Raw genomic sequence first — 3580 nt, 5'->3', positions numbered from 1 at the left:
TGGCGCTGGACTAAACAAAGGCCCCCTTTTAGGGGGCTCACACAAAGCCACCTTCTTTAGAAGGTGGTAATTTACATGTTTTTCTTCTTGCCAACTTGCATCTTGAAAAGTGTTTTAGGTATGGCAGTTGTCTGTTTAGCTTTCGCGTTTCAAACCAAAGGTTTTGTGCTATGTTTCAATATCTTGGCGTGTCAAAGTGGGTTTTGAGGCAGGTACTAACAAAGCGTTTAAGAGTGATTCCAAACGCGTGCCATTTTCGCTTCGCTCAGATTTTGGCACACTATGTTTGTCACACCTTAACGCGGCGTTAGCACTAAAGGAGTATATAATGACAGATTCAATTACAGTAACAACAAAAGCAGAATTAGAAAAAGCTAAAGACGATGGTGTACATGAAATTATCATTAAAGGAGAGCTAGCAAATAAACTAAAAAGATCTAAGAAAGTTGCAATGCTAAGTGGTGTAGGGCTTGCTGCTTTAACTGCTGCATTAGGGGTTGCAACGGTAACCGCACCAGCTACTGGAGGTTTGTCATATTTTGCAGCCGCACCTGTTGCTGCATTAACTGGCCTTGAGATTGCTACCATCATTACGGCTGCTTCATTAGGTATAGGTTTTATTGTTGCTCTATTTTTGGGCTATGAAGAAGTTAGTTTCGAAAATGGTCGCTTGGTATTACGTAAAAAGCAAAATTAACTTAAAGCTAAACTATAGGGTTTGTCATGTCCGAGATGCAAATCGATATGGCTTAAGAAAGACTTTTCTGTGCGTAAATAGTGCTAACAATCTGTTCAAGAGTGATTCGCAACGCGTGGCATTTTTACTATGCGTTGGTCTTAGTGGTTAAGGTGGTATGCGGGAGATTCGGTATTGCGTTGCTCACACCTTAACAGGGCGTTAAGTTTCTAGGAGGATATCGTGGCAATAAAAATAACTACTCAGAAAGTGGAAACATGGAAAAAAAAGAATCCAAACGGACAGTTTGAAAGGCTCAACTTACTTTTGCCAACAATCCAACAAAGTGTGGGTTTCCGCCTCGTTAGATCACCAAACAATCTGCCAGCAAGTCCTAGGAAAAGACTCGGGCACTAGTTCATTGAGCAGTTATCTAAGATGGGATGACGTCAAAGCAACGCAGTTGGTTGATTTAATTTACGAAATCGAGAAAGCCTAATTACATGCACTACGTCGTTACAATAATTGCGTTAGTCTTGTTGGGTTACTTCGTTTTATTCCCTACAGTGACCTGGGCAGCCGCAACGATACTTGGAGTTCTAGCGTACTTAGCAAGCAAGATTTTCTGGGTAGCAGTCATTGTTGAAGTCGTGTTTACCTTAACTAGGCTGCTAACATGAGCAAAAACTTAACAAACAATTTAAGAGTGATTCAGCACGCTTGGCGTTTTTGGTTTGAATCAATTTCAGTGATTACGGTGGTAAAATTGACCGCGATGGTAGCGTGCTTCACACCTTAATTGGGCGTTATGTACCTAAGGGGTAACTGGAATTATGAGTGATTTTGTTCGTAAGGTTGGTGAAAACTGGAGTCAGATTGGTGCTGGCGCTAGTATAAAACGTCAATCAGCTGGTGCGACGAATCATGTTTTTCGTATCCAATCCTCAGAGACTTATTATCTTAGAAAATATAGTGTTCGCAATGTTGCTAAGATCAAGTTAGAACATGAGCTGCTGAGAAAGTTATCGCAAAATTTGAATACTATAATTGCCCCTGTTTTGACGCGCGATCACCACTCCTTTTGTAAAATAGGTGATGAGTTTTATGCTCTATTTCCTGAAGCAAAAGGAACGTTAATCGAAAAAAGTGCTCTGTCTGCGTTTCATGCTTTTCAGTTGGGAAAAGCCCTTGCTGACCTGCATGTTCAACTCGCTTCCGAGGTTGGAAACGACTTTCCAACAATTGAGCTTTCTTGGGATAAAAGTGCTTGGGTCGATAGACTACAAAAAATAGTCGCAGCTATTGAAACAAATAGTGAATTTGATATGAATAACTCGGTGCTACGAAGAGTAAAACAACAGCGTGATTATCTAGCTAGCTCAGAAGCTACGCACTCATATACCCCGTTAACAAGCAGGCAACTAATCCACGGCGACTTTCATCATTTCAATGTCTTTTTTGATTCTAATTGCACAGTAAGCGATGTGATCGACTGGGATTTAGTGCAAAACATGCCTCCTGGTTATGAGTTGGCGAGAGCATGCATGTATATGTTCGATTTGGAGCTTCATAGGTCATTAGCTTTATTAAAAGGCTATCTGTCTGTCAAGCCTCTATCCCGATTAGAGCTTAACGATGGAGCAAAGGCGTGGGCTGTTTACGCCGACCACTATGTGTGGGCTTTGGAGGAAGTATTTTTAAAAAATAATACAGCGGCACAGAAGTTCATACCTCAAAGGGACTTTATCCCTTTTATGGAGCAATGGCTCCAAATTGAAAGTGCCTTGTTTTGAGGCGGTACATAACAATCTGTTTAAGAGTGATTCGCAACGCGTGGCATTTTTACTATGCGTTGGTTTTAGTGTTTAAGGTGGTATGCGGTAGCATCGGTATTACCTTGCTCACACCTTAACAGGGCGTTATGCGCCAGAAAGGTGAGTTGGTAAAATGAATGAACTAGATAAATCTATCATCCAATTTATTTTTAGCTCTTATCCAGATGACTTCAAAAACACCTGTATTTCTGAGCTAATTGTATCAGAGCGTGAATATACGGGAGCTGGTGTTATCGTATGCTTCGAAAAACGAGGTAATGTCGTAACTAACTCTAAGGCAGTAAACTTTATTGGTCCTCTAGTTGAATCCTCAGCTTTGGAACTGGGTGCAGAGACTGTTTTAAGTGTTAATAATGGTCGCCTTGATTGCCTAGATATTCTAGTTAGAGGCTGTGGCGACATTAAAGCTGTTACAAGTTATCGGTTAATCGATGAAGACGTTAATTTCGTGTGTGATTCAAGCGCATAACAAATTGTTCAAGAGTGATTCGGCACGCGTGGCATTTTTACTATGCGTTGGTTTTAGTGTTTAAGGTGGTATGTGTTAGCTTCGGAATTGCGTGCCTCACACCTTAACAAGGCGTTAGTACGGGTTTGACATCAAAGGTCACAAGTTCTGGTGTTTATCTGTTTTGGCGCTCGAATTTACACCTTTCAGTTAGTGCCTCTCACGTTCTATCCGGTGGCACTATATGCGGAGTGTTCGCTTTGATTTCACCGTTTACGGTTTCTAACTCCTAACCTATTTCTTTGGTGCTTCTTCATTTTCGTGGTGGCTTTTGAGAGAACCTTGGTTGTAATTGATGCTGTCGTCGGAGTACTAGGACCGAATCCTTTTCTAATTTGAAGCCAGTGAAAGTAGGGCAGTTCAGTGCGTTTTTCTTCTAGCCAACTTTCGTTTTTCAATCGAGTTTAACTTTTGTAGCTGCCCGTTTCACTTCAGTGCTCAAAGCCTTTCATATCATGCTACTTTTCAATATCTTGGAGCGCACAAATAGAAGTAGCGCATGTACTAACAAATTGCTTAAGAGTGATTCGTAACGCGTGGCATTTTTACTTTGCGGTGGCT

General features: G+C 41.2%; 3 protein-coding genes. All 3 read left to right on the top strand.

Annotation, left to right across the window (positions count from 1 at the left end; all coding sequences use genetic code 11):
- Window positions 1-328 precede the first annotated feature (328 nt).
- The 3 genes from R7P74_RS24465 (at window position 329) to R7P74_RS24455 (ending at window position 2980) form a co-directional block, all read left to right on the top strand.
- Window positions 329-697: a hypothetical protein gene (locus R7P74_RS24465; RefSeq protein ID WP_225474307.1), complete on the top strand. Its 369-nt coding sequence runs from the start codon at window positions 329-331 to the stop codon at window positions 695-697.
- Between the two features lie 812 nt (window positions 698-1509).
- Window positions 1510-2469, top strand: a complete 960-nt coding sequence (locus R7P74_RS24460) for a phosphotransferase (protein WP_017821423.1) — start codon at window positions 1510-1512, stop codon at window positions 2467-2469.
- A 154-nt stretch (window positions 2470-2623) separates the two neighbouring features.
- Window positions 2624-2980 carry a hypothetical protein gene (locus R7P74_RS24455; RefSeq protein WP_225474309.1) on the top strand — a complete coding sequence of 119 codons (357 nt, stop codon included), beginning with the start codon at window positions 2624-2626 and terminating at the stop codon, window positions 2978-2980.
- Window positions 2981-3580 lie beyond the last annotated feature (600 nt).

It is taken from the genome of Vibrio sp. 2033, from assembly GCF_033339735.1.
Note: the sequence above shows the minus strand (reverse complement) of the source record. Positions and strands in the feature narration are given on the sequence as shown.